The following is a 25,963-nucleotide window of genomic DNA, read 5'->3' as shown; positions in this document are numbered from 1 at the left end:
GAAATTCGGAGGCCTTTTTTTATGGTCTGCTTTCACGCGCTTAATAACGTGCGGCGGGGATATGATCCCGGTTGATCACCACCTTGCCAATCGGGGCCAGCGCCAGTCCGGCAAGCTTAAGGTGCTGAAAGGCAAACGGAATACCGATGATGGTAACCGCCAAGGCAACCGCCCAAAACAAATGCCCCAGCGCCAGCCAGATTCCGCCGAACAAAAACCAGATGATATTACCAATGACGCCCAGCGGGCCCGTGCCGATATCAGGCTGACCCGACAACACTTCCCGATTGACCACCTCTCGGCCAAAAGGTAACAAACTCAGATGCGCCATATTCATCGCGGCGACAAACCACGGCAGGCCGACAATGCTCACCGCCATGATCAGACCGACCAGAAGCCAGCCCACCGCCATGCAAAATCCGCCGAAGATCAGCCATAAAATATTCAAAATCAAAGACATGTCCTGTCCCTTTCCTGTGGGATTACACCCAGTACCCTCTTATTTCATATAGGGGCGATAACAATTCAGTCAAGCGGCGCACTGGTGGATTGCAGGCATATCCGTCCAGTCATATTCTCTGCAGTTTTTCCGGATCAAGGCTCATAAAGCCGTTCATGAAAACTTCTACGGCGAGATCCGCGAATTGTTCCTGACTGACCGGACCATCTTTACGGAACCAGATATAGGTCCAGTTGATCATGCCGAGAAAAGCCATCGTCACCGGCTTTTTATAGTCCTGTGACCGGTCCAGCCCCGGATTGAGCTCCAGAACCAGTTTAACCACTGTATTAACCACCCGTTCCTGCAACCCCAGTATCTCACGGCGCATCTCGTCCGGCAGACAGCCCCTGTCATTGAGCAGGATCACATGTTTCGATCCGGCGTTGACATAGATATTCATGAAATTGCGCGCCAAAATCTGGAACTTTTCCTTTGGCGTGCCGTCATGCACCAGGGCCGCCTCGGCCATGGTCACCAGCTCCATCACATGCAGGCGCATGATATCAAACAGGATCGCTTCCTTGGAGGGATAATAGTGATAAAGCCAGGATTTCGACGCGCCACAGGCTTTCGCCAGCTCTGAAATAGAGGAACGCGCATACCCTTTGTCTGCGAAAAGCTCCGCCGCCTTGTCAAGGATACTGCGACGACGGTCATCATAATCTTCTGCTTGTTTACGCGCCATAGAAAAAAGTCTTTATATTCGAGTAAGAAAGCCTCCATACTAGCCGAACAGACCTAAAAGTCAAAGAATTGACCGAACAGTCGGCATAATTAATATTTTATCCAAATCCCCAAACAAAACATTGCATTACCCTTTAAATCCAGTCAATATGCCTGCAAATTTTCGGAATTTGAGGAACAATATAATGAGTATAGGGATTGGCGGATCCTCCGCTGAAATCGAACTGAACAAACTTCAGGATATGACCGCGGACATCTCCCCGATTGGCGCCGCAGAATACAGCACCCGGATCGCGCGGGCGCAAAAACTGATGCAGGAAAAAGGGATTGATGCCCTTTATCTAAACGCCGGAACCAGCATGTCCTATTTTACCGGCACAGACTGGCACCCCAGCGAACGTATGGTCGGGGCTCTGCTCCCGGCAAGCGGCGCTCTCACCTATATTGCCCCGATGTTCGAGATCGGCACCCTTGAACTTTACATGGGCGTCAAAGGTGCCGTGCGTGGATGGGAAGAACATGAATCGCCTTATCTGCTGTTCAAGCAGATGATGCATGATCTCGGCCTGACATCCGGCACCATTGCCGTTGATGAATCCACCCCCTATTTCATCAGTAATGGCATCGCTCTCGCCGCCGCGGAGTTCAGCTATATTAACGGCGTCTGCATCACCGCTGCCTGCCGTCAGATAAAGTCGACGGCGGAAATCGCCCTGATGCAGCGGGCCAAGGATATGACCCTTGAGGTACAAAAGGCGGCAGCCCGTATCCTGCGCCCCGGCATCACCACAGGTGAAATCGCCGATTTCATCAATCAGGCCCATATCAAGGTTGGCGCCCCCAAAGGGTCCTATTTCGTTATCGTACTGTTCGGTGAAGATTCCGCCTTCCCTCATGGTGTGAAAAACCCCAAGGCTCTGGCAGAAAACGACATGGTGTTGATTGACACCGGTTGCGAGCTGCACGGTTATATTTCCGACATCACCCGCACCTATGTCTACGGCACCCCAAATGAGCGCCAACGCCAGATCTGGGATATTGAAAAAGCCGCCCAGGCCGCCGCCTTCGCTCAAGCCCAGGTCGGCTCACGCTGTGGCGATGTGGACCTGGCGGCCCGCGCCTGTCTGGCGGACTATCAGCTCGGCCCCGATTACAAACTGCCCGGCCTGCCCCACCGCACCGGCCACGGCATCGGCATGGACATTCACGAATGGCCCTATCTTAATTCCGGCGATGACACCTTGCTTAAACCGGGCATGTGTTTCTCCAACGAGCCGATGATCTGCGTGCCCGGCGAGTTTGGCGTCCGGCTTGAAGATCATTTCTATATGACTGAAGACGGGCCAAAATGGTTTACCGAACCAAGCCACAGCATCGACGACCCTTTCGGCTACGAAGCCTGATTTCAGACAAATACCCCCGCGCGGTTCAGACACATCTCTGAACCGCGCGCGTCAATGCGCCGTCACATCGGCTTTTGGTACACCAGCTGTGTGACAAAGGCCGGCCCCGTATGATGGACACCTTCGATGACATTGCGTTCGCACGCGGCGGCATGCAGGACAGCATCTTTATCAAATGCCCCCCGCAACTCGTCCAACGTGATAAGAAGGTCGCTTTCTTTTGGCCCGCCAGTGTTATAATTCAACTGCTCCGGATGATAGGCTTCAACGATCAAAACACCGCCGGGCGTTAAGGCCTTTTGCAATTCAGAATAGACGGACTGCCGCGCCACAGCGTCCCGACCGATATAACCAAAAATAGAGATAATCGCGTCCCATCGCCCCTCCCCCAGATCAAACTGATCCAGATCGGACAGGTGATAGTCAATCACAACGCCCTTTTCCCGCGCCAGCCTCTCGGCTTTCTTCTGGCCCGCGGCAGAGATATCGACCGCAGAAACCCTGTGCCCCTGCTGCGCGAGATAAACCGCATTACGCCCCTCACCTTCGGCGATACAGAGAACCCGTCCCCCGGTCGGAATTTGATCCGCCATCTGTTGTAAAAAATCATTCGGCGCAGTGCCGTAAGCATACGCCTCTGTACCGAACCGCGCGTTCCAAAATTCTACTGTTTCCATAAGATATTTCCTTCTGTTGCTTGCTGTCATCCGGCCAGAAACAGGCGTCTCTATTCTTTCGTGCCTTTTCATTTACGGGCCGTTAGTCTAAGCTACAACTTCAAGTTAACTTGAGGTCAAGAAGAATTAAGGAGTGTGCATAAATGATGGATATTGCCCAAGTGGCCAAACAGTCCGGGCTTCCGGCCTCAACCTTGCGCTATTATGAAGAAAAAGGCTTGATCCAGTCCATTGGGCGGCGGGGGTTACGGCGGCTTTTTGATCGCGATATCCTGGACCGTCTGTCACTGGTTGCCCTCGGGCGCAATGCCGGTTTCTCTTTGGAAGAAATCGCCCAGATGTTTGGCCCGCGCGGCGCACTACACATCGATCGGGATCAACTCAGCCGCAAAGCCGAGGAAATTGACCACAGCATCCACCGGTTGATGGCCATGCGGGACGGGCTGCGTCATGCGGCGAAATGCCCCGCCACCCATCACCTGGAATGCCCCACCTTTCGCCGTATCGTCGCCGTAACCCGGAAACGCGGTGCGCGGGGAAAACGGTAAGCAACTGCATTTAATGACGCTTCTAAACGCCCTACTCTCTCGCCGGACTTAAATATCCCAAGAAATTACTTTTATATTAGGCTTTGAGCTGTTGTAATTCAGAGTGTGAACCTCACGCGTTTCTGAATAAAGTTTCTTCGTATACGACTTGCCGTCCGAATCGGTGACTATGATCTTGTTGTCTAATTTCTTTTTCGGACATTCCCCATCTATTCGAAGCTCATATTTATATGTTTTTCCGTCGATTTTTACGAGTTTGATCGAATGGATGCCAGGAATTACTTTATTGACATCTATCGGCTTGTCCTTAAAAATAATCTTGATCTCGCCACCATCGGGAACAAGTAATCCATCCGTTAACATGCCCTCATCTGTCCCTGCCCCTGCTACGCCCTCAAAAGCTATATTGGTTCCCATTCTATAACCCTCTCTGTTAGTTAATAGATGATAAGATGTGTTTATGAGCCACCTCCCCCTTGGAGGGCCCGCCTTAATGCCGATACAGAATATAGATAACACCTATAAAGTGCAAATTATAATAATTAAAACCAATAAGGAGCATAAACTTTACCCCTGGAGCAAGACCGGCTCGCCCCGCCCAGAACGGCATACCTTTCCCGCCCGCGTCTAGAACCGACGTTTCAGACCAATGGCGACGAAGTTCGAGCCTACCGTGATATTTTTGATCAGGTGAAACACCCCAGAGCGATGATGAATGCGCAGCATCAGCGCCCACTCCGGATGGCTCGGCAACGAAAAGGTAAGCTCCGGCATGAAGTTATTGAGAAATTTCGAACCCACGCCGTCCGGGGCGTTACGCCTTTCCCGTTCCGACACTTGCGTGACATAGGAAGGCCCCAAGACCGACAGGCCAAAGGTGGTATGGAGATATTTATTCCATGGGAAGCGATCAAAACGAAAGAAGAGATTGCCACCCAACTCGACAAAACCCCCTTCATACATATGCCGACTTATATAGCCTTCCAGCTCAACGGAAAAACCTGATCCCAGAACCAGAACCTCACGGGCATAGGCAACCGTCAGGATTTCATCATCCAGAAAATCGACGGCAAAAGGATTTTTAATGATCTGCGAAAACCATTGCTGCGACCGACGGCCATAGTAGATGCTGAGTGTATTCTTAAATGTGTGATGCGTAGCGTCAGAAGGCAATCGCCCCTCCTGGGCCGCCGCCGGCGTCATAAATACCATCAGGATAAAGCAACACAACAAATTTTTCATCATATAACCTTCCCCCGAAACGCCCATTTCCTCTCTCTCGTCAGACAAGGTACGCAAGAAAACGGGAGGTGCATTGACCAAAATCATTTCACTCTTCTCCTCTGACGAACACTATATGGCGTTCTGGAAACAACAGATGACAGGAGCCCGCCATGACATGGACACAGGCGCACATCCCGTGGGATGATTTCAAACCTGATCAGGTAAACCCCACAATCGTACCCATCGTGAAAACCGCCGCCCTGATCGAAGCCAACAGCGCCTCTTATGTCGCGTATCTTCAAAATGTATTTTCAGCGGAACGGAATATTGCAAAAGCAATTGATGTCTGGGGCCAGCAGGAATATCAGCATGGCCTCACCCTTGGGCGCTGGGCGGCATTGGCGGACCCCTCTTTTTCCTTTTTCCATAACCTGGATTTTTTCCGCAAAGGATATCAAATTCCCGCTTACGAGGCAGGTTCCACCCGCGGTTCTCCGGTCGGTGAGCTGCTGGCCCGTTGCGTAGTGGAAGCCGGCACTACATCTTTTTACACCGCCCTGTATGAACAAACCAGCGAGCCCTGCCTAAAACAAATCTGTCTGTTGATTGCGCAAGATGAACAAAGCCATTATCGCCTGTTCCGGGCGCTAACTGCGAAATATTATTATGCCGAATACGATGCCATGCCGATCTGGGATAAAATTAAAACAGTTGTTGGTCGGGCGACGGAAACCGATGACGACGAAATCGCCTATGCCTATTACAGCGCCCATGACAGGCACCTGCATTCCGGGGAAGTCCCCTACGATAGAGAGAAATGCAGCAAGCTATACTTCTCACGCATTTATCGGCTCTACCAAAAGAAACACATCGAACTTCTGGTGCGTCTGATGGTGCAGACCATAGGGAAAACGCCAAACAGCCCTGTGACCACGGTCTGTTCCACTCTGACATGGGGGATGTGGAGCCTTAAAAAATATGCATCATGGTCACTTAACCATTAGCTCCGCTGAAAATAACGGTTACTCTGAAAAAGTCGTCGCCCCGCTTTTCAGGCCTATTTTATCGGCATGGTCTTTTAATTTCAGATCTCTCCCTACCAAGAGCTTCAACCCGTAATAGGGGCGGTTTGCCCAAACTACGCTGGCCGCATATTCATCCAGACTTTCAACATTCAAAAGAAACTGCACGCCCTCTTCCAAATTTTGATTTAATTTCATCAAAGCCCCTGCCGTAGAAATATTTGTCACCACGCAAGGATGAATTATCTCATCAATCGTCGCTACGGCGCTCCATACAACATCCAAGCGATCATCAACACGTTTCTGGTCCTCTGTCGAATATGAAAACATAGTGATATCCCATGCCTAATTTTAATATTTTACTTTAAGGTTCTAACCTTATCAAAAATAAATTCCGCTGTCTCGAAAAGATACCCGCTCTCGGCGTTGTATCAGTTTTTTACCCCCTGGGTGACAAACGATAACACCTGTTCCACCAGTTCTTCCGGATTCAGATCGCCTTCCTCGCGGTACCAGGCGGAAATACCATTGAGCGCATCAAACAACAAAATTGCAATGATGGTCGAATTACAATCACGGATCGACCCATCGTCGATTCCCTGACGAATGATCGCCCGCACCCGATGTTCAATACCGCGATGCATGGTCAGACTGGCGTCCTTCGCCGCCGGATCTTCCCGCTGTCCCCGGTGGCGGATATGACACCGAATAATGTCATCGGTGACGATTGTGACATAGCCAATGATAAATTTCTTTAACCGGGTAAAGCCGTCTCCCTCCGCCGCCATGACCTGATCCAGCAGGCCGTTGATGCGTCGGCTCGCCACTTCCTCACACTTGATTAAAATATCTTCTTTGTTTTTGATATAATAATACAATGTCGGCTTGGTCACCTCATGCAAGCGGGCGATATCATCAAGCGAAGTCTTGTAATAACCTTTTTCCATAAAGGCCGTCGCTGCATGACGCAGAATGGCGTCGAGTTTAATCTGCCTCTTTTCTGCCCGGTTCATAAGGGGTTTCGCTGTTTTTAACTGTTTGATCATATTTCCGATCTTGATAATTCCTCTGGTCAGGCCTATATTGTTACCCATGAGTAACTTAAACTCAACATATTTCTAGGAGAAAATCAACATGTCCGCTGCCCAAAACCAAGATCCGATCGTCATTGTTGGCCTGTCCCGCACCCCTATGGGCGGTTTTCAGGGTGACTTCACGCCGCTCACGGCATCCGAACTTGGCGCGGTTGCCGTCAAGGGCGCGCTCACGCAATCCGGACTTTCACCTGATGATATTGATGAGGCCGTTATGGGCTGTGTGTTGCCGGCGGGTCAGGGCCAGGCTCCGGCGCGTCAGGCGATCCTCGGCGCAGGCCTGCCGCAATCCGTCGGCTGCACGACCGTCAACAAGATGTGCGGGTCCGGCATGCAGGCGGCAATGATGGCCCATGACAGCCTGATGGCGGGCTCTGCCGACGTGATGATTGCCGGCGGCATGGAAAGCATGACCAATGCACCTTACCTGCTCGCCAAGATGCGTGGTGGCGCGCGGCTCGGCCATACGGACGTCAAAGACAGTATGTTCCTCGACGGCCTGGAAGACGCCTATGACAAGGGCAAGCTGATGGGGGTTTTCGCCGAACAGACCGCCCAACATTATCAATTCACCCGGGAAGAGCAGGACGCCTATGCCATCTCCTCTCTCGAACGCGCCAATGCCGCCATCAACGGTGGCCATTTCAAGTCTGAAATTTCTCCTGTCACCGTAACCTCTCGCAAGGGCGACACCGTGATCGATACCGATGAGCAACCCGGCAAGGCCCGGACCGACAAAATTCCCACCCTGCGCCCGGCGTTTGCCAAAGACGGCACCGTAACCGCCGCCAACGCCAGCTCCATCTCCGACGGCGCGGCGGCGCTGGTGATGATGAAACAATCTCAGGCTGAAAAACGCGGCCTCACCCCGGTGGCGAAAATCGTCGGTCACAGCACCCACGCCCAGGCCCCGGAATGGTTTTCCACCGCCCCGATCGGCGCCTTGAAGAAACTCTATGAAAAGACCGGCTGGACCGACGCGGATGTGGACCTTTATGAAATCAACGAAGCCTTTGCTGTCGTCACCATGGCCGCCATGCGCGATCTCGGGCTTGATCACGCCAAGGTCAATGTCCACGGCGGGGCCTGCGCCCTCGGCCATCCGATCGGCGCGTCCGGCGCGCGTATATTGGTGACCCTGATCGCCGCCCTGCAGACTTATGGCAAAAAACGCGGCATGGCGACCTTGTGCATCGGTGGCGGCGAAGCAACCGCCATGGCTGTGGAATTAATGTAACCGAAGGGCCCCCCCCCACGATGATGCTGACAGAAGAACAGGAAATGATCCGGGATATGGCCCGGGATTTCGCCCAGAAAGAACTGGCCCCCCGGGCAGCGGAATGGGACAAAAACGGTAATCTGCCGATGGACGTCCTGCATCAGATGGGGCAACTGGGTCTGATGGGCATGACCATCCCCGAACAGTGGGGCGGGGCCGAAACCGACTATGTTTCATACGCTCTCGCCTTGATGGAAATTGCCGGTGGCGACGGCGGCGTCAGCACCATCATGAGCGTCAATAACGCCCCCGTTTGTGCCGCTATTCTCAAAGAAGGCAGCGACGCCCAGAAGGAAAAATTCCTCAAGCCTCTGGCCCGCGGGGAAATGATCGGCGCCTTCTGCCTCACCGAACCCCAGGCCGGATCAGACGCCAGCATGCTGAAATGCCGGGCGCGGAAAACTGACGACGGCTGGGTGATCAACGGCACGAAGCTGTTCATCACCTCTGGCAAGATCGGCGGGGCGGCGCTCATCTTCGCCGTCACCGATCCGGACAAGGGCAAGAAGGGTATCTCGGCCTTTCTCGTGCCCACCGACCTGCCCGGCTTCACCGTGGCCTCCGTCGAGGAAAAACTGGGCCAGAAGTCGTCGGACACCTGCACGCTGGTGTTTGAGGATATGGCAGTCAGTAAAGACATGCTGCTCGGCGAAGAAAATAACGGCTACCGGGTGGCGCTCGCCAATCTTGAGACCGGCCGCATCGGCATTGCCGCGCAAAGTGTCGGCATGGCGCGGGCGGCGCTGAACCACGCCATCACCTATGCCAATGAGCGCACGTCTTTCGGCAAGACCATTATCCAGCATCAGGCCGTCGGGTTTCGCCTGGCGGATATGGCGACCAAACTGGAAGCGGCGCAGCTGCTGGTGCTCAATGCCGCCAGCCTGAAGGATCAGGGCAAACCCTGCCTCACCGAGGCCTGTATGGCGAAGCTTTTCGCGTCCGAGACGGCGGAAGAAGTCTGCTCCGCCGCGCTACAGACTCTCGGCGGCTACGGCTATCTGAAAGACTTTCCCATTGAGCGAATTTACCGCGATGTCCGGGTCTGCCAGATTTATGAGGGCACCTCGGATATTCAGCGCATGATCATCAATCGATCCATGATAGAAAAATAATCGAACGGGCCTTTAACTTTTACCATAATTGCTTCTATAATGGACGCAACCGTAAATCATGTAGTCCCGTTTATGCCCACGACCAACCCGATTTCACCCGCCGAGGTGACCGCGCAACTGGACCGTATTATCGGCAGTGAGGTTTTTCACAATAAAAACCGCCTGATCCGTTTTCTGCGCTATGTGGTCGAGGAAACCCTGGCCGGACGAGGGAATCTCCTGAAAGGCTACAGTCTTGGCCTCGAGGTATTCGACAAGGCGCCGGACTTTGACCCTCAGACTGACGCCATCGTGCGGGTAGAGGCCGGTCGTCTCAGACGTCTGATCAGCAATTATTATCAGGAAGCCGGATCCGATGATCCAATCGTGATCAACCTGCCCAAGGGTACCTATATGCCCACCACCAGCTGGGCCGAGAAAAAAATCAAAAACCCGTCCGCCGACCCTGTGTTCACCGCCGCCGCCGCCCCGGCCACCGGTCCCGCCATCGCTGTTTTGCCCTTCGAAAATCTGAGTGGCGACGCCGATCAGGAAATTTTCTGCGACGGCATCACAGAAGAATTGATCAACCACCTGTCCATGAGCCCGTCGCTTTATGTCCTTTCCCGCCGCACCACCGCCCAATATAAGGGGCAGGCTGTCGATATCCGGCGGTTGAGCGCGGAACTGGAAGCCCACTATGTCCTCGAAGGCAGCATCCGCCGCGCCGGTGATCTGCTTCGGGTTTCCGCCCAGTTGCTTAACGCCACCAACGCCGCCGTGGTCTGGTCTGAAAATTATGACCGCAAGCTGACCCCTAACAACCTCATAGATGTACAGGATGAGATCGCCACTCATGTGGCCGCCACCATTGGCGATACTTACGGCGCCGTCATGCGCACCAGCGCCGTCGATATGAAACGTAGCGGCACCGAATATATGGAAGCTTATGAGAGCATGCTGCTGCTGCATGACTATCTGTTCGAACTGTCCCCGAAGGCCCACCTTAAAGCCCGCGACAGCCTGGAAAAGGCGGTCAAGATTGACCCTAATTACCCGGACGCCTGGGCGGGACTGGCCTTTCTCACGCTGGATGAATATCGCTTCAGCTTTAATGTGAGAGAAAGCAACCCTTTGGATCTGGCCCAGCAATATGCCGAGAAATCCATCAGTCTGAGCGCCAAATATTCCATCGCCTGGTACGCCATGACAATCATCAACTTCCACAAGGGGAATATTGAACAATTCGAGGATAATATCCGTCTCGGCCTCAGCATCGCGCCCAACAGCCCGGCCATCCTGGCCGACAGTGGCGTTTACCTCTGCCTGCTCGGCAAACTGGATCAGGGCCTGTCTCTGGTGCGCAAAGCCATGGATCTGAATCCGCAACATCCCGGCTGGTGTCGCTTCGCCCTGTGCCATGACCATTTCATTCGCGGTGAATATGCCCAGGCCATGGATCAGGTGCGGTTTATCGAAACTCCGGACTGGTTCTGGCCCCACGCCCTGCAGGCTATTCTATATGCCAAGCTCGGCCAGACAGAAGACGCCGCCCGCGCCCACGATAATGTGTTAAGGCTCTATCCGGACTTCGTTCAGAATGCGGAGAAGGAATGCCGTAAATGGTTCCAGCGCGAAGCAGATTTAATCAAGTATCTCGACGGACTTAAACAAGCCCACCTCTCCTGACAGGCACAAAAAAAGGCGATCCGAAGACCGCCTTTTTGCATTCTGTCCTGCGCGATTATTGAGCGCTGAGGAACTTTGTCAGCTTGTCCTGATGAAACGCCACCTTGGCGGCACAGAGCTCAATGCCTTCCAAGGTCTGCGCCAGTGACCGGGCGCCGCCGGCGATACTGGCCACACGCGGCTCGAAAAAGGCTTTCACCTCATCGCGCTTCTCAAGCGTACAATAATCCCCGGCGAGGCCGGCAATGGCTGCTTGGGTAAAGCCAGGAATACGGGCTTTAACAGCTTCAAAATTGTCCTGGAACCAGGCCCAGGCCGCGTCACGTTGGTCATCATCATACATCAGGGTGTAGAGTGCTCTCCCCACTTCATTGGCGCGCATCTTCTCAGACAGCACCAATTCAAGGACTTCAGCACCGAGCGCCGCATCGTTGGTCGAGGCTACGGCCCGCAACAAACGCCCCCGGGCGGTGCCATCAGTGGATGCCAAATAATGCTGCAACACATTACGGCCAAACTCAGGTCCAAGATCCTCCACGGCGACAATCAGCGCCCGAGAGATCAGGTTACTATCCACCTTATCCTCGTGGATCTGACCATCTGTGCCATAGCCGACATAGGCTTTCGCCATATCGACCAGTTTCGCCCGAACGGTCGCATCCTGACCTGTAAAGGCCAGATGTCCCACCAGAGGGCCGCGCAGATTGATCACTTCACCTTCTTCATCGGCTTTGGCGTCGAAACCGATTTTTTCAAGCTTGCTTTTGTAAAGCTTGCGTGACAGAGCAGAAATCTTGGCTTTCTCCGCCTCGTCCCGCGCCACTTTATAATACATAAAGCTTAAATCAGACATCGGTGATGTCGCAACGCGGTAAGATTCAGACGCCACCATGGTGGGGGCGACCTTGACAAAGTCGGCAAAGTCCATCTTGCCTGCGCCCATGGCGGCGGCAAAACTGTCGGTCAGAGACAGCATGCTGTTTTCCGACAATCTGCTCTGATTTCCGAAAAGCTGAGACCAGCCTTCCGCACCCAGCGCGTAACGGTAATATCCGGTGCCGTTCAGATTTGGCAGCAGATAATCAAGCTCACCGGTTTCCGGCAGAGTGAAACTGCTTTCCTTACTTTCCAGAACCGTACAGTATTTATGTTCTTCGCCATTCATACCATAGCCCACACAAACCGGGATGATCCAGGTCTTGTCCGTGGAGCCTTCTGATCCCAGAGGCAAATAACGGGATTGTGTCATAGTGACAACGGTCTTGCCGTCCTGCGTAGCCGTTTTCACATCCAGATAAGGGATACCAGGCTGCTCCAGGAAGCTGTTAAAGGCTTCACGGATTTTTTCCATTGGCACATTATCCGACTTCTCGCCAATGGCGGTGATAAAGTCGTTGGAGGTGGCGTTCTTGAAGGCAAAACGCTTCATATAGTTGTTAATGCCGGCCTTGAACTGTTCCTTGCCCATGAAAGCTTCAATCATGGTCAGGACACCACCACCTTTTTGATAAGTAATGCCGTCAAAAGCGGTGACAATATCGTCATTGCTTTCAATCGGCTGGCGAATTTGTCGAGCACTCACCAGGCCGTCACCGCCCATGGCCCCAAGGGAGCCGCGCAACATATTCTGGCGGAATTTATGTTCCGGCATAATATTATCCAGCGCCGCATTGGACATCCAGGTGGCAAAGGCTTCGTTCAGCCAGATGTCATTCCACCATACTGGTGTCACGAGATTGCCGAACCATTGATGGGCCAGTTCATGGGCATGGACGCTCATGTAGGATTTCTTCTGACCGAGCGAGCTATTGTCATCCAGCAGAAGCAGTTGTTCACGATAGGTAATCGCCCCGGCATTCTCCATGGCGCCATACGCAAAGTCCGGCACCGCGAGGATGTCAAGTTTTGCATAAGGATAGGGGATCTGGAAATAATCTTCCAGCGCCTCGACAATCTTGCGACTGTTGTCCAGGGCATAGGTCAGTTTCTCGCCCTTACCCTTTGTGGCGATGCCACGTAAGGGAACAGCCCTATCCCGGACCGCTGTCGTTGGCATATCCGCCCATTCAACCACGTCAAAAGGACCGGCGGCAAAAGCCACCAAATAGGTAGGCAAAGGTTTCGTGGTCGCAAACGTCATTTTGGTGAACCCATTGCCCAGATCAGCGCGGGAGATTTCCGGCGCGTTGCCGATCGCTTCCATGTCGGTCGGCACAGAGACGCTGACATCAAAGGGAACTTTAAAGCCCGGCTCATCAAAACCCGGAAAGGCCCGACGCGCATCAATGGCTTCAAACTGGGTATAGGTATAACTGTGGTCGCCATCTTTCACCCGATAGATGCCCTGCAAGGCGTCACTGACCTTACCACGGTAGGCGATATTCAATTGCGCCTTACCACGGGGAGCCTTTTCGGCAAAGGTCAGCTTGACGATACCTGTTGGGTCAACCTGTTCATAGGTGACCGGCACAACTTTACCGTCAGCCAAGGTCAAATTTGCGGAGCTGACCGTCATGTCCTGCCCGTGCATCCACATAAAGTCAGACGCAACATCGAACATCAGGTCGATCGCCACTTCGCCACCAAAATCGGCGTCAGCAGGAACGATCTGCAGGTCGAGCGTATAGTGAGTGGGTCGAATCGCCGTCGGCAATTGACCTTTTGGTATGGCCGTTGGGTAGCTTGCCTCCACCTGGATTGAGGCTTTCTGCTCTTCCGACCCGCAACCCGACAACATTAGAACAGTCAATAAGACCGTCATATATGCTGTGAATTTTGATTGAATTTTTAACACGTTTATTATCCCTATTGTGATTTCCTTTACGGTATGCTTACCGCATACCCCTACACCCACAAGTAACCTACTAGACTCTGATGATTATTCAAATTATTTTCTGATTCTAACATCTAATAACATTATGGCTTCAAATAATATAACATGTTATTGATAAGGCCTTCTACGGGATATTAAAGACCGGCACAGGACATACGACCAGCAACAGGACATGCTTCATGGATTTAAGGAATTTTCGAGAAACAGCGCATCATTTCGTCGACTGGATGGCGGATTATATGGAACATATTGAGCAACGGCCCGTCAAACCAAAGACACGGCCGGGTGAAATTCTTGCCCAACTGCCAGAGAAAGCGCCTGAGAAACCTGAAGCCATGGACCATATTTTTCAGGATTTTCAGGATATCATCATGCCCGGCATGACCCACTGGCAACATCCAAATTTCATGGCCTATTTCCCGGCCAACGCCAGTCCGCCTTCCATTCTCGCGGAAATGCTGACGTCAACCGTGGCCGCACAATGCATGAGCTGGCAAACGTCCCCTGCCGCCACCGAGCTGGAAGAACGGGTGATGGACTGGTTGCGCGACATGATTGGTCTGCCACAGAATTTTCACGGCGTGATACAGGACACTGCTTCGACCTCCATGTTTGTCGCCTTTCTAACCGCCCGGGAACGGGTGAATAATTTCAGGACCAATCATACAGGGCTTGCCGACGCCGGACGTCATTGTTGCTATGCGTCTGCCGAAGTGCATTCGTCGACGGACAAGGGCATTCGCATGGCGGGGCTCGGCTCTGACAATCTGCGTAAAATACCGGTGGATGAGAATTTCGCCCTGATCCCGGCGGAACTGGAAAAAGCAATTCTCGCCGATCTGGAAGCCGGACATACCCCGACCTGTGTCGTCGCCACTCTCGGCAGCACCAGTCTGTCGTCCATTGACCCCCTGGCCGAGATCGGCAAAATCTGCAAAAAATATAATGTCTGGCTGCATGTGGATGCCGCCTGGGCCGGTAGTGCGCTGGTGCTGCCGGAATTTCGCTGGATGATCACAGGCATCGAAAATGCCGACAGCTTTGTCTTCAACCCCCATAAATGGTTGCTGGCCCAGTTTGACTGTTCCGCCTTTTTTGTGCGTGACAAAGGCGCGTTGATCCGCACCTTCGAAATTCTGCCGGAATATCTCAAGACTCGTGAAGGCGATCAGGTGAATAATTATCGCGACTGGGGGCCGCAGCTGGGCCGCCGTTTCCGCGCGCTCAAGCTTTGGTTTGTCATCCGGTCCTACGGCATTGAGGGCTTGCAGGATCATATTCGCCGCCATATTGCCATGACCCAAGCGCTGGCCGCACAAGTGGCCGCAGAGCCTGACTTTGAACTTCTGGCCCCCAACCCGCTGGCGCTTTTCTGTTTCCGTTATCACCCGGAAGGTTACCCGGAACAGCAACTTGATGCCTTAAACGAGACATTGTTTGAAGCCATCAATGATACCGGAAAACTGTATCTCACCCAAACCCGGATCATGGATGCCTACGCCATACGTTTGGTCAGTGGCGCCGAGGCGACCCAGCCGCGACACCTGGAACAGGCCTGGGTTTTAATCAAGCAGATCGCCCGGCAACTGCCTCTTGACTGATAAACAACAGGTTAAAATATCATTCTGCCAGATTATCGCCTTATATGGCTGTCATATTGTAATTTCGCACCATCTGGATTATGACTCATTCAAGATCAGTTTTTGGGGCTAACCCCTTAAATGCCGGATAGAAAATCTAGGAACCGTAGTAATGGCACGAAAAGCACTTCTGATTACCGGACAGGAATCCGAAACGGTCAGCACCTTGGCCCGAAACCTGATTGAAGCCGGAGGCATGAGCCTCTTCGCCCGTCAGATGATGCAGATGCAGGCTGCAGGGGTTGAAGAAATGCATGTGGTAACCGACTGGTTTGCCCAAGAATTCACCCGGGAAATCGAAAACACCCGGCAGCGCCCGGAGCGGGTACTGGTGCACGGCACCAAAGACGCCCCTCTCAAGCTTCTTGAGCATAATATGGACGGAAATTGCTGGTTTCTTCTGGAAGAAGGCGTGCTTCTGGATGACCGCATTATCCAACATGTCGCCCAGCACCCCGCGCCCACCGCCGTTGCGCTGATCCCGCCACTCTGTTTTCTCGAGGAACGCACAACCCACGGCATTCCCGTGCAATTTGAGAACATAGAAGGCTTTTTCGGCTCCATCGCCAAACTGTCCAGCCAGACCCTGAGCGCCACAGTACGCAAGCTTAACAGCCTTGAAGGTCTGCCCAATGCCTTGAAAGCCATTTCCCGCACCGCCGACTGCGCCATCGTCAATGTGACCGATTGCCCGCTGTATAAGGCCCCTGAAGGCCGCGAAGTGGATCTGGTCTGGTATCCTCTGCTGAAACAAAAAGACGGCGATACAGCGACCGATATCATGCTGCATGCCGCCCACAGAGTGGGACAAGACGCCGCCGCTCGTTTTCTTTATCGTCCCCTGGAAGATTTTGGCGCTAAATGGCTGTCGAAAGCCCCGATCCTGCCACTACACATCTATGGTCTGGCCGGGCTCCTTGGTCTATATGTGACCTATTTATTCGCCGCCGGTTATATTGTGCCGGCCCTGATTTGTGGGTTTGCTTTCGGGATACTGACCGGGATCGACCAGAAACTTGCGCATTTGAAAAGGCGGACTTCCAAAATTGACGCCTTTAAGCCTCTGATCAACGCCACTCTGGAATGGACCTGGTATCTGGCGATAGCCTATGCATTGTATCCTGTTGCCGGTATGGCTTCCTATATTCTGGTGCTCACCCTGATCGCCTTTCGCCTCGCCGACCAGATTCAGGTTGAATTCTTCCGGCGGATGGCCGCCTGCCCGCTGTATAATGCCGCCGCCTTTGACCGGAAATTCCAGATCATCGCCAGCGGGCGCAATATATCCCTCTGGCTGCTGCTGCCCTTTGTTCTGTTTGATTATATCTACCTTGGACTCGCAGTGATCAGCATCTATGCGATTGTAACTTTCTTTATTCACCAACTGCGCGTATTATACCACACCAAGGCGCTCATGGAGCAAAATAGCGATATTTTCCAGCGCAATTTTAAACAAACCAAAATACTGTAAAAGTTCCCTTTATGTCCGAAGATGCAAAACCAGAATCCGTAAAACGGACCATCGAGATTGAAGAATTCACCAACGTTTATTTAATCCATCCTGTCAGCAGCTGGCTGGTGCCCCGACTGGCCGCCCGTAACATCACCCCCAATATGGTGTCTCTGACCGGAATGTTGTTCGGGTTCCTGTCCGGGGTTGCCTATCATTACTACCAAAATCCGATGATGGCGATCCTCGGCTTCGTTTGCATGGCCATCTGGCATATCATGGACGGAACCGATGGACAATTAGCGCGCCTGACAAAGACCCAGTCTGAATTTGGCAAGGTATTGGACGGGGTATGCGATTATGTGACCTTCATCAGTGTCTATGTCGGCATCGCCTTGTCTTTGGCGATCGAAATCAATCCAAACATCTGGTATGTGGTGGTAGGGGCTGGTTTGTTACACGCCATTCAGTCTGGCGCCTATGAATTACAACGCAGCGAATACGACCATTGGGGACACGGTAAAGCTTCCGCCGCCCTGCCCGAGATTGACGAAATGATCAAAGATCTCGACGGAAAGTCCATACTTTCCTATATTTTCAGTCAATTTCATATTGGATATGTTCGCATGCAGCGGCGGTTTTCCGGTGTCGATCAGAGATTCCAGACGGCGCTCTATGACCTGCTGGCTGAAAACAACGATAAACAGGACGCCATTCGTGAACTCTATCGGGAAATCTTCGCGCCAGGCATCAAAGGCTGGTCCATCATGTGCGCCAATTACCGCTCCATTGCCATTTTCATCGCCTGTATCAGTGGACAACCATTGTATTACTTCTGGTATGAAATTGCTGTTCTGACGCCGATCCTGATCTATCTGGTGCAAAAGCAACGGTTGCTTAATCAACTGTTCCTGTTACGGGTGAAAGAAATTCTCTGAATCCGGCACCGTCTGTTGCGAAAATTTCTTTCAAATGACTTGCCTTTTTTGGTATATTCTGCTTCAAGGGAGGAAGTATTTCCCGGCCATAGTATAAAAAATTAGGATACGGCGTGACCGAAAAACAAACCTTGCAGGAAGACCAGCAAACTGAAATTCTGACATCTTACCGCAACAGCATCGACAATATCGATGCAGCCCTCATTCATATGCTGGCCGAACGGTTCAAGGTGACCCAGAAAGTCGGAGAGTTCAAAGCCAAATACGGCCTTCCCCCCGCCGACAAAAACCGTGAACAGGATCAGATTGACCGTTTGCGAAAATTGTCTGAACGGGCCAAACTCGATCCCGATTTTTCAGAAAAATTCCTCCAGTTCATCATCACTGAAGTCATCCGCCATCACGAACAAATCCGCCAGGGCGAAGAATAACGCTGAGGCAACAGGCCGGGACGACTGGATTGTCGCCCCGGCGCTTAAGCTTATTAGTTCTTCACCTGCAACATGAATTTCGCTACATCAAGACGTAAGTCTTCCGCCAAATAGTCCTGTTTTGGCATTTCCGGGTAATCCTTGCGCTTATGTACCGGGTTGGCGATATAGTCCGCGATGCCTTGCGGATTATCCATGTAAAGCGCCTGAATGGTCATCGTTGGCGGACCAATCATCCGGGTGCTGTAGGCATGGCAGCCGGCGCAAACGCCATAATATACCAACTTGCTTTTATTTTCCTCATTGGTTTCCCGGGGCGGCACAGGATTTTTCAGCATATAACTGGTCACCGCCTTGGTGTCGGTCGCCTGACAGTTTTTATAGCCGCCCAACCCAATGGTACTATAACGGTTCCGGTCCCGGATACAGCTATCAACTCCGCCACCAACGGCCACAATATCAAGATTTCCCGTCATCAGACTGGCCATTTTCAGGGCTTTGATTTCCGTCACCGGATCGGTGCCATTATTAATCATGATATTGTCCAGCAAAACCAGACGATCCGGATAAGGTTCGCTTTCCGGGTCGACCGACACAGACGCCATGAAGTCAAGATCCGTGATAACAATGCCCACATTCTTGTTGTCTTTGATGATATTATTTTCAATGATCACATCATCCCCGGCCATCACAATGATTCCGGTGCCGGGCGGCACCATGGACACGATGGATCCCGGCGCACCAAAATTCTCGTGATTATTGTTATAGACATAATTGTTGCGGATGATCACATCATATGTGGTCTTGATCGGCAGACCCGGCGTGATGAACACCAGAATACCGCCCGCATTATCATAGGCATAATTATATTCCACCAGCGCATGGCGGCTGTTTTCAATCTCGATCCCCGCCACATTGCCGTAAACCTCGTTAAAGCGCACATCCACATTATCGCACATCCCCACATAAATGGCCGCATCCTCGATACCGGTGAGAATATTGCGTTCAATCAGGCCATTGGTGCCATATTGCGGGAAGATGCCATACACCCCGGCGTCAATGATCCAGTTGTTGCGCAGGACAAAATTATTGCCCGCCTGTCCCATGATGCCATTGCCCTTGAACCGTGAAATCTTGAAATTTTCAATCAGGATATTATTGCCGGAATAGAGAAAGGCGTCATTGAGCCGCTTTTCCCCGTCCAGCTCCGGCCAGCGATCCGCCACAATCACCCCCTGCAGGCTGATACTGTCTTTATCAATATAAACCGTTTCAACATATTTCCCCGGATAGACGCGGATCAGATCACCAGGCTGAGCATCATTGACCGCCGCCTGAATGCTGTCCCCGTCCCGCACCTCGATCACAGCGCCGGACATGGAGGCCACGATCTGGCTGCTGCCATCGGCAACCTCCGAATTATCCTGAGAGAAATAGACCGGAACCGGCGGCGGCGCCGACGCGTCAGGCCCTTCAAATATGAATTTACCGCCGATCATCCCGACGATGACCAAGCCGATCATGCCGAACCATTTGAATGCCTTCTTCATGGGGTTTCCTCCCTGTTGATATGAGATTTATGTTGTGCCTGACTTTGGGACGGCACCCTTTCGGGCACCTGTGGCGTAAATACTTCGTCGGTCAGCGTATGAAGAAAATCCACCAGCCGATCCAGTTCATGATCCGCCAAATTCGGTTCCCATATATGCCAGTGCAGGATCAGCTTTTCATCCTTGCCCAAGGCATGGCCCCGGCCCTTGGTATAAAATTCCACCGTTTCCCGTAATGTCTTGAACCGCCCGGAATGCATATAGGGCGCCGTCCTGGCAATATTGCGCAAGGTCGGCACTTTAAACCCGCCGCGAAAGTCAGGGTCATCCAGCACGGCCTCTGCCCCCACATCCCGGGGCATACCCTCCACTTCCGGTGTCCCGATCACGGCAATCTGCTGATTGGTAAACAAGGGGGGCGTGTGACATTCGGCACAGCGGGCGACAAAAGACCGGAAGATATTCAGACCTTCCTTTTCCTGATCGGTCAAGGCGTCATGATATCCGTGGGCATAGCGATCATAACGGCTATTCAGTGAAATCAGCGAAGACTCAAAAGCCGCCAGCGCCTGGTAAATATCCGCCAAGGTGATATCTTCCTGCCGGTTCTCCGGAAAGGCCTGCTGGAACAGATCCCGATAGACCGGAATATCATTCAGATTTTCCAGGAGGTTCTCAGGCGTGTTGGCCATTTCATTCTCGGCATAAAGCGGCCCCTGCATCTGCTCTTCCAGAGTATCGGCCCTGCCGTCCCAGTAAAATTTCTTCAGGTAAGCCACGTTCCACAAAGTGGGGGCCGAGCGCGTCAGTTTTTCGCCGTTATGCCCGTCGCTACGGCCTTTTCCATCGCTAAAGCCCTGATCGGGATCATGACAGCTGGCGCAGGATAATGTGCCATCCCCGGACAGGACCGGATCAAAAAACAAATAACGTCCAAGATCAATCTGTTGCGGTGAAAATCCGTCACGCGCCTTGGGCAGATCTATTTTTAACCCGCCCAGGCCTGCCTTCTGAGGGCTGCGATATAGCTGATACAAGTTACGCGACAGACATTTATTCTGGTCGGACAATTCAAATCCCGGCGGGCAATATTCCCGAAGACTGATGCCAGGTTCTGCTGCATGACTTTTCGATACCAACAGCACCATAAATATCCCGACTGCAATGATGATCTCTCTCTGCCTCATCATTCCGGGACCACCTTCATCTCGGGCGCCTGTAAGAAAACCAGAATATCATTCAGAGTCTGCTCATCCGGCAAAGAATGGCTCATCATGCCCATTTGCCGCCCCGCCTTGTCCTCAATATGATACCCCCGAATTTTTGCCGCAAAATTTTGATATTGTCGCTGCAGATACCAGTCATCCACCCCGATCAGGGTCGGGGTCTGCATGGCCTCTGTGCCCTGACCACCAGGCCCGTGACAGGCACCACAGATCATATGATAATAGCGCTCACCTGTGGCGTTATTACCCGTCAGCGTTTGTTCCGGCATTTCGTCCGGCAAGCTGTCAATATAGGCCACCACATCTGTGATCGCCTGCTCATCTTCCAGGGTTTCCGCCATATCCGCCATCTGTGCGCCCCACGCGTCATCCTCATGGCGTCCGCGCAGGCCGGACCTGAATTTGATCAACTGGGCCTCGACTGACCAAGGGGCCATATTAACCAGCGACGGCGCCCCCATATCCCGGTTGCCTTGCCCGTCTTCGCCGTGACAGGTGGCGCAGGTGTCAAAATGTTCCCGCCCCCTATCCGGATTTGCCGCCTGCTGTATCACCGGATCCGGGGCCGGTGTCGCCTCTTCTTCTTTGCAGGCCGAAAGCGACAAAAATACCCCCCCCAAGAGTATGAACTGATATCTTCTCTTCATTTATTTTCTTAGCTCCTGTTTGATATAGGCCTTGAACCGGCCTCCGAAAGGCGGCCGTCCCTGCAGCAGCCCCAGTATGTCAAACGGCCCGCGTTTAAACACTGCCATGGCATGGGAAAAGGTCCTGAACCCGTCAATGCCGTGATAATTACCCATACCCGATCCGCCCGTGCCACCAAAAGGCAGATCCTCCTGTCCGACATGAAGCAGAAATTCATCATACGCCATGCCGCCGGACAGCACCTTGTCCTGAACTGTCTTTCCTTCCACCCCGCGCCCCATCATGTAGGTCGCCAACGGACGTGGCCGCGCAGTAATATAGTCAATGACCTCATCAATATGATCGTAGGGCAGAAGCGGCAATATCGGGCCAAAAATTTCTTCCTGCATCACCATCATGCTGTCATCCGCACCGGTCACGATATGCAGCGGCAGAATATTATCCTGACGGGGACCACCATAGCTCTCCGGTGTCGCCACCGTCGCGCCCTTTGCTGTCGCGTCCGCGATATAGCGTTCCAGCCGCTGCTTCTGCTGTGCATTTATGATTTCCGTGTAGGCGACCTCGCCTCCTTCCGGATAAAATTTATCCGCCGCCGCCAGAAGCGACAGAGTGAGATCCGCCACCTTTGTCCGGGGAACAAACACATAATCCGGCGCGACGCAGATTTGCCCGGCATTGGCCATTTTGGCGCTGGCAATAACCTGCGCCGCCTGCGGGATATCCTGATCCGGCAATATAATTGTTGGAGATTTTCCTCCGAGCTCCAATGTCACTGGCGTCAAATTCTCTGCCGCGGCCTTCATCACCAACCGGCCAACCGCCCCCGACCCGGTATAGAAAATATGATCCAGAGGCAGTTTTACAAAACGTTCCGAAACATCAATCCCGCCGGTAAAAACCGCGACTTCTTCCGGCTGAAAATACAGGGCGATCAACCGCTGGATCAACGCAGAGGCCACCGGAACATGTTCCGATGGTTTGATCATCACCCGGTTTCCCGCCGCCAGCGCCCCGGCAAGCGGTGCAAAGATCAGATTCAGAGGAAAATTCCACGGACCAATGATGCCAATCACGCCTTTGGGGCGATACTCGACAGTGGCTTTCGTTCCCAAGACCCCCAATGGAAAAGTCGGATTGCGCCGTTCCGCCTTCATCCACTTTTTAACATTTTTCCGGGCATGTTTAAGCGCCTGTACCGACGGCACCAGATCCGCCACCAACGTAACCTCTTCCGTGCGTTGTCCATAATCCTGCCGGATCGCATCAATCAGGGCATCCTTATGATCGACCAATAAGTCAATCGCCCGCGTAAGCCGATCAAGGCGCACCTCCCTTGATACCGGAAGTTCGGCCAGCAACGCCTGCTTCTGGCTGTCCAGAATTGTCCTCATGTCCGTTTGCATATGTTGCGCCTCGATCATCACATGGCCCTTCAGAAACTGTAACTTGCGTCAATCCCGATGAAACGGCCCCGGGTTGGCTTAATCACCGGCGACTGGAATTCAACCGCCACATAGCCCCCGGGGGACCCCACATATTGGTTATCAAAGATATTACGGCCAAATACCGACAGCTGCCAATGCTCCGATCCATCGGTCCAGCTGATCCGCGCATTCGTCCGGTGTTGCGCCGACCGATAGCCCGTGAATTTCGTCAAATCAACGTAGCCCAGCAATGGCATCAGATTCTCCCCGGTCAGATCATTATCCCGCGGCGCGCTTGTGTAGCTATGATCCAGATGGAACTGAAGAGAACCGCTATTGCCAAGAGAATGATCATAATCAAGCCCAACAATCAAATCCGTTGTCGGCGCCCCTGTGGGCTGCCCTGAAATATCAATCAGTTCAGTTGTCACAGCAGAACGTTGCTGCCGCCGGGACCATTTGGCGTCCACCAGCCCCAGACTGGCAAACAGCTGCAGATTATCATTCACCAGATAACGAATTTCACCATCCAGACCCCAAGCTTTCATATCCCCGGTGCGGGTGAAATATAAGGGCAAGCCGTCCGGTGAGGTTTTCTCAAAAGAAATTTCCTGCAAATCCTTGTATTTATAATGATACGCCGACAAATTAAGCCGTAATTTTCCATCCATCAGGGTGGATTTCAACCCGACTTCATAATTCCATACTTTTTCCGGATTAAAGCTGCTGTTGACCTCCAGTCCACTATACCCGCCGGCCTTATAGCCTTTGGCGACAGAGGCGAAAATCATCACGTCATCGGTAATCTTGTAATCCGCGACAAACCGTGGGCTGAAATCGGTCCAGACATCATCCACATTGACCATCTGCCCTTCAATCGCCGGCCCCAGATTGAAAATAAGGTCGCCATTGCCTCCGACAACCCCGCCAAGAATCATTTTTGAAAAATCATCAAACGGAATATTGGCCGCGGGGTCAAACAAGGGAATGCTTGTCCCCAGACCGGCATTCAACTGCGCGATATAGCCGTTGTAATACGCCCCGGGCAGGACAAAAAGATCAATTTCCTCAATCGTTCGGCCACCATTTTCCCAGGTAAAATCCTTGCTGTCCCGTGTATAACGCACACCCATGGAAAGATTCAGTTTATCTGTTGCTTTCCATGTCACATCGGCGAAAGCCGCCAGAGAGTTATTCTTGGTGTGATTGAACAGGGTTTCATTCCAGATCCGGCCCCCCAGAGGCACCCCGGCGTCAATAAAAGGCGCAAAAATTGACAATGCCCCGCCAGACAATGCCCCCAGCAATGTATCAATGGACTCGGTCTTGGCATTCACGGAATGCGCCTGCTTCCCGTCTTCCCAGTGATAACTGCCCCCCACCATCCAGGTCAGGGCATCCGTATCGCCACTGAGCTGAATTTCCTGGTAAAACTGTTTATTGTCTTCCCGGTTTTCCGTATCCAGATAGAAGGCGGGAAGATTGGTGCCATCCTCGTCATTCCGGATTGAAGTGGTAAATTCTTTATAAGACGTCAGGGTTTTAAGCTCCGCCGCGCCGAAATCATGCTGTACGGACAGGAAGGCACCGTTCAGTTCCCTCTTTTCATTGCCCTTTTCCACATCATTGGCAAAAGCACCATAAGGGTCGCCCCCGCTCAGGCTGTGGGTCGCCACCGCGATGGCGGCATTACCGTCCTTGTCGGTTTTATCCTGCTCGAAATTCAGATTAATGTCTGTGTTTTCACTTGGGCGCCAGCGCACTGCAATCCGAAAGGCCGCATTATCTTCCCGGTTCAATCCTTCGCCCGTCACCGCATCCGTCACATAGCCATCGCTTTTATTGATCAACCAATTGGCCCGAACCGCCAGTTTATCGGTCAAAGGGAAATTCATCGTGGCTTCCAGGCGGCGCTTGTTATCGCTGCCGTAACGGGCCTGTATCCGGCCCTCCCGCTGGTCAGAAGGCTTCTTGGTGACGATGGAGACCGCTCCGGCGGCTGTATTACGCCCAAAGAGCGTTCCCTGCGGCCCCTTCAGAACCTCGACCCGCTCCACATCACTGAAAAACACCAGCGCCGCCCCGGACCGGGTCGAATATATCCCGTCGACATAGACCCCGACCGCCGGTTCGGTGCCCACGCCAAAATCGGACGACCCGATACCACGAATGCTGTAACTTGGTTGGGTCGTCTGACCGCTGCCGACAGATAGTCCCGGTGTAAACTCATCCAGGTCTCCCATACTTTCGGCCCCTACCACATCAATAAAATCGCGTGAAAAGGCATTTACTGAAATCGGAACATCCTGAAGATTTTGGGCTCTTTTCTGCGCCGTGACGATGATCTCGTCCAAAGTGGTTTCTTCCGCAGCCTGAGCGGGGACCCCCATCGCGTACAGGCTGGTTGAAACAAAAAGCATGGCCGTTAACTTATTCATTTTCTCTCTCCCTTGATTAATCCCCATCGCCGCGCAATGCGTTTTTTGTATGTTTTGCTTTAATCTTCTGGCGAGGTTCATTTGTTAAGTCCTTAACTTAACGGTAGCTGATAGATACATCATGTCAACTATAAAATATGAACAAAGCTCACTTTTTGCTATTTTG

23 protein-coding genes are annotated in these 25,963 nt (G+C 52.6%); 10 read left to right on the top strand and 13 right to left on the bottom strand.

Features of this window, described 5'->3' with window-relative positions; translation table 11 throughout:
- Window positions 1-40 precede the first annotated feature (40 nt).
- Both FIV45_RS05590 and FIV45_RS05585 read right to left on the bottom strand, forming a co-directional pair.
- Window positions 41-460, bottom strand: coding sequence for a YccF domain-containing protein (locus FIV45_RS05590; protein ID WP_099471403.1), 420 nt, complete (start codon window positions 458-460; stop codon window positions 41-43).
- Window positions 461-569: 109 nt separating this feature from the next.
- On the bottom strand, window positions 570-1,187 hold the full coding sequence (locus FIV45_RS05585; protein ID WP_099471402.1) for a TetR/AcrR family transcriptional regulator: 618 nt from the start codon (window positions 1,185-1,187) through the stop codon (window positions 570-572).
- A gap of 184 nt (window positions 1,188-1,371) precedes the next feature.
- On the opposite strand from FIV45_RS05585, the gene FIV45_RS05580 reads away from it, so the two are divergent.
- Complete coding sequence (locus FIV45_RS05580; protein ID WP_099471401.1) at window positions 1,372-2,589, top strand: M24 family metallopeptidase; 1,218 nt, start codon at window positions 1,372-1,374, stop codon at window positions 2,587-2,589.
- A gap of 62 nt (window positions 2,590-2,651) precedes the next feature.
- On the opposite strand, the gene FIV45_RS05575 is transcribed toward FIV45_RS05580, so the two are convergent.
- The gene (locus FIV45_RS05575; RefSeq protein ID WP_099471400.1) at window positions 2,652-3,266 is read right to left on the bottom strand and encodes an SAM-dependent methyltransferase; all 615 of its coding nucleotides are present in this window, start codon (window positions 3,264-3,266) and stop codon (window positions 2,652-2,654) included.
- A 146-nt stretch (window positions 3,267-3,412) separates the two neighbouring features.
- Here FIV45_RS05575 and FIV45_RS05570 point away from each other — a divergent pair, with 146 nt between their 5' ends.
- Window positions 3,413-3,814, top strand: a complete 402-nt coding sequence (locus tag FIV45_RS05570) for a helix-turn-helix domain-containing protein (protein ID WP_099471906.1) — start codon at window positions 3,413-3,415, stop codon at window positions 3,812-3,814.
- A gap of 48 nt (window positions 3,815-3,862) precedes the next feature.
- Here FIV45_RS05570 and FIV45_RS05565 read toward each other — a convergent pair whose 3' ends face one another.
- Together FIV45_RS05565 and FIV45_RS05560 are read right to left on the bottom strand one after the other, a co-directional pair.
- Window positions 3,863-4,231 (bottom strand): hypothetical protein, encoded by a 369-nt coding sequence (locus FIV45_RS05565; protein WP_099471399.1) that lies wholly within the window; start codon window positions 4,229-4,231, stop codon window positions 3,863-3,865.
- Window positions 4,232-4,441: 210 nt separating this feature from the next.
- Window positions 4,442-5,059, bottom strand: coding sequence for a hypothetical protein (locus tag FIV45_RS05560; protein WP_133118525.1), 618 nt, complete (start codon window positions 5,057-5,059; stop codon window positions 4,442-4,444).
- A 149-nt stretch (window positions 5,060-5,208) separates the two neighbouring features.
- On the opposite strand from FIV45_RS05560, the gene FIV45_RS05555 reads away from it, so the two are divergent.
- A complete protein-coding gene (locus FIV45_RS05555; RefSeq protein WP_099471397.1) occupies window positions 5,209-6,042 on the top strand; it encodes a ferritin-like domain-containing protein in 834 nt (277 codons plus the stop codon).
- 18 nt (window positions 6,043-6,060) lie between these two features.
- On the opposite strand, the gene FIV45_RS05550 is transcribed toward FIV45_RS05555, so the two are convergent.
- The gene (locus FIV45_RS05550) at window positions 6,061-6,390 is read right to left on the bottom strand and encodes a hypothetical protein (RefSeq protein WP_099471396.1); all 330 of its coding nucleotides are present in this window, start codon (window positions 6,388-6,390) and stop codon (window positions 6,061-6,063) included.
- Window positions 6,391-6,491: 101 nt separating this feature from the next.
- Window positions 6,492-7,106: a TetR/AcrR family transcriptional regulator gene (locus tag FIV45_RS05545; protein WP_165776907.1), complete on the bottom strand. Its 615-nt coding sequence runs from the start codon at window positions 7,104-7,106 to the stop codon at window positions 6,492-6,494.
- Window positions 7,107-7,194: 88 nt separating this feature from the next.
- Between FIV45_RS05545 and FIV45_RS05540 the strand changes: the two genes are divergently transcribed.
- The 3 genes from FIV45_RS05540 (at window position 7,195) to FIV45_RS05530 (ending at window position 11,216) form a co-directional block, all read left to right on the top strand.
- Complete coding sequence (locus FIV45_RS05540; RefSeq protein WP_099471394.1) at window positions 7,195-8,391, top strand: acetyl-CoA C-acyltransferase; 1,197 nt, start codon at window positions 7,195-7,197, stop codon at window positions 8,389-8,391.
- A 20-nt stretch (window positions 8,392-8,411) separates the two neighbouring features.
- Complete coding sequence (locus FIV45_RS05535) at window positions 8,412-9,548, top strand: acyl-CoA dehydrogenase family protein (RefSeq protein ID WP_099471393.1); 1,137 nt, start codon at window positions 8,412-8,414, stop codon at window positions 9,546-9,548.
- Between the two features lie 72 nt (window positions 9,549-9,620).
- Window positions 9,621-11,216: a tetratricopeptide repeat protein gene (locus FIV45_RS05530; protein ID WP_099471392.1), complete on the top strand. Its 1,596-nt coding sequence runs from the start codon at window positions 9,621-9,623 to the stop codon at window positions 11,214-11,216.
- A 55-nt stretch (window positions 11,217-11,271) separates the two neighbouring features.
- Here FIV45_RS05530 and FIV45_RS05525 read toward each other — a convergent pair whose 3' ends face one another.
- Window positions 11,272-14,010, bottom strand: a complete 2,739-nt coding sequence (locus FIV45_RS05525; RefSeq protein ID WP_099471391.1) for a M1 family metallopeptidase — start codon at window positions 14,008-14,010, stop codon at window positions 11,272-11,274.
- Between the two features lie 218 nt (window positions 14,011-14,228).
- On the opposite strand from FIV45_RS05525, the gene FIV45_RS05520 reads away from it, so the two are divergent.
- The 4 genes from FIV45_RS05520 to FIV45_RS05505 all read left to right on the top strand — a co-directional run bounded on the left by FIV45_RS05520 (window position 14,229) and on the right by FIV45_RS05505 (window position 18,508).
- The gene (locus tag FIV45_RS05520; protein WP_099471390.1) at window positions 14,229-15,650 is read left to right on the top strand and encodes a pyridoxal phosphate-dependent decarboxylase family protein; all 1,422 of its coding nucleotides are present in this window, start codon (window positions 14,229-14,231) and stop codon (window positions 15,648-15,650) included.
- Window positions 15,651-15,801: 151 nt separating this feature from the next.
- Window positions 15,802-17,160, top strand: coding sequence for a hypothetical protein (locus FIV45_RS05515; RefSeq protein WP_099471389.1), 1,359 nt, complete (start codon window positions 15,802-15,804; stop codon window positions 17,158-17,160).
- 11 nt (window positions 17,161-17,171) lie between these two features.
- Window positions 17,172-18,077: a CDP-alcohol phosphatidyltransferase family protein gene (locus FIV45_RS05510; RefSeq protein WP_099471388.1), complete on the top strand. Its 906-nt coding sequence runs from the start codon at window positions 17,172-17,174 to the stop codon at window positions 18,075-18,077.
- Window positions 18,078-18,190: 113 nt separating this feature from the next.
- A complete protein-coding gene (locus FIV45_RS05505; RefSeq protein WP_235868120.1) occupies window positions 18,191-18,508 on the top strand; it encodes a chorismate mutase in 318 nt (105 codons plus the stop codon).
- Between the two features lie 53 nt (window positions 18,509-18,561).
- Here FIV45_RS05505 and FIV45_RS05500 read toward each other — a convergent pair whose 3' ends face one another.
- The 5 genes from FIV45_RS05500 to FIV45_RS05480 are packed head-to-tail and all read right to left on the bottom strand — an operon-like array spanning window position 18,562 to window position 25,797.
- Window positions 18,562-20,058 (bottom strand): parallel beta-helix domain-containing protein, encoded by a 1,497-nt coding sequence (locus tag FIV45_RS05500; protein ID WP_099471387.1) that lies wholly within the window; start codon window positions 20,056-20,058, stop codon window positions 18,562-18,564.
- Window positions 20,055-21,248, bottom strand: coding sequence for a cytochrome-c peroxidase (locus FIV45_RS05495; protein ID WP_099471386.1), 1,194 nt, complete (start codon window positions 21,246-21,248; stop codon window positions 20,055-20,057). Before FIV45_RS05495 ends, FIV45_RS05500 begins: the two co-directional genes overlap by 4 nt.
- Window positions 21,245-21,931, bottom strand: a complete 687-nt coding sequence (locus FIV45_RS05490) for a c-type cytochrome (protein WP_099471385.1) — start codon at window positions 21,929-21,931, stop codon at window positions 21,245-21,247. The genes FIV45_RS05495 and FIV45_RS05490 overlap by 4 nt, the downstream gene beginning before the upstream one ends.
- Complete coding sequence (locus FIV45_RS05485) at window positions 21,932-23,338, bottom strand: aldehyde dehydrogenase family protein (protein ID WP_204844798.1); 1,407 nt, start codon at window positions 23,336-23,338, stop codon at window positions 21,932-21,934.
- Window positions 23,339-23,367: 29 nt separating this feature from the next.
- Window positions 23,368-25,797 carry a TonB-dependent receptor gene (locus FIV45_RS05480; protein WP_165776906.1) on the bottom strand — a complete coding sequence of 810 codons (2,430 nt, stop codon included), beginning with the start codon at window positions 25,795-25,797 and terminating at the stop codon, window positions 23,368-23,370.
- Window positions 25,798-25,963: the final 166 nt, after the last annotated feature.

The sequence above is a fragment of the Paremcibacter congregatus genome, from assembly GCF_006385135.1.
Classification (GTDB): domain Bacteria; phylum Pseudomonadota; class Alphaproteobacteria; order Sphingomonadales; family Emcibacteraceae; genus Paremcibacter; species Paremcibacter congregatus.
The sequence above is the reverse complement of the archived record's forward strand: the minus strand, read 5'-3'. Positions and strand labels throughout refer to the sequence as shown.